The sequence below is a fragment of the Flavobacterium bomense genome (assembly GCF_003970355.1).
On the sequence record NZ_RYDJ01000226.1, the window covers coordinates 1 to 861 of the forward strand.

Genomic DNA, 861 nt, shown 5'->3' on the forward strand with positions numbered 1-861 from the left:
AAAGATAATACATTTGTGCTATTATCCTATTTTGGGATATGCTGTTTTAGGATATAATTTTGAAATTGTGAAAAAGTCGCTAAATAGTAAGGAAAATAAAGTACTACTCGAAATGTTATATCAGCTTCGAGTGTCTTCTGGACTTCGACAATCAGATCTAGCCGACTTACTTAAAGTTCCTCAATCCTTTATCAGCAAAATTGAAAGTGGAGAAAGAAGAATCGATTTTATTGAGCTTCGGGAAATTTTAAAGTGCTTTAACACAAACACAATGGAATTTTTAACCGAATTTGAAAATAAAATAAATGCAAGCAGAAAGTAAGTTTTTAAAACAACCACAAGAATTTTGGGCAAATGTCAAATTGATTAGTCAAAAAGTTGGCTACACAAATAGAGGATTTGGGACTATTAAAGTTCCATCAATTCAAGATATTGAAAGTGCATACGATAAGTTAGGATTAGATTCAAGCAAAATAGTTTTAAACAATAAAATAACTGCCATCGGCAGTTTACTTATTGAATATTTTCAATTTCGTGCTGATTTTCTAACTAATCACATTGAACCAAATCTTCAGAACTTAACACAAGCTAAAGCTTTATACACAAAACTTAAAGCCGAGTTAAATCCAACTTGTCCAGAACCTTTAAATAAACAGAAAGGCGAAAAACAAGGTCCAGCATATTTTACTTCTATTATAAATATGCTAATTGAAGCTAATTCAAAAGGATATGATTGTAATTACGATCCAAAGGAATTATCTGCTTTTACACATAATAATTTCCCTATTCGTAGTTTATCCCGAAGAGTTGACGGATCATTTCCAAATGTTATAAATCCAATCGCTTTATGGGAAATCAAAG

2 protein-coding genes are annotated in these 861 nt (G+C 30.8%); both read left to right on the forward strand.

All coding sequences use genetic code 11. The features are described 5' to 3' along the window. Nucleotides 1–322 (forward strand): helix-turn-helix domain-containing protein (locus EKL98_RS16920; RefSeq protein WP_233589489.1); only part of this gene is annotated, 322 nt, incomplete at its 5' end. After that, the coding region (locus tag EKL98_RS17950) for a DUF7687 domain-containing protein (protein ID WP_199740754.1) at nt 306–861 on the forward strand (556 nt) is incomplete at its 3' end. The genes EKL98_RS16920 and EKL98_RS17950, both read left to right, overlap by 17 nt.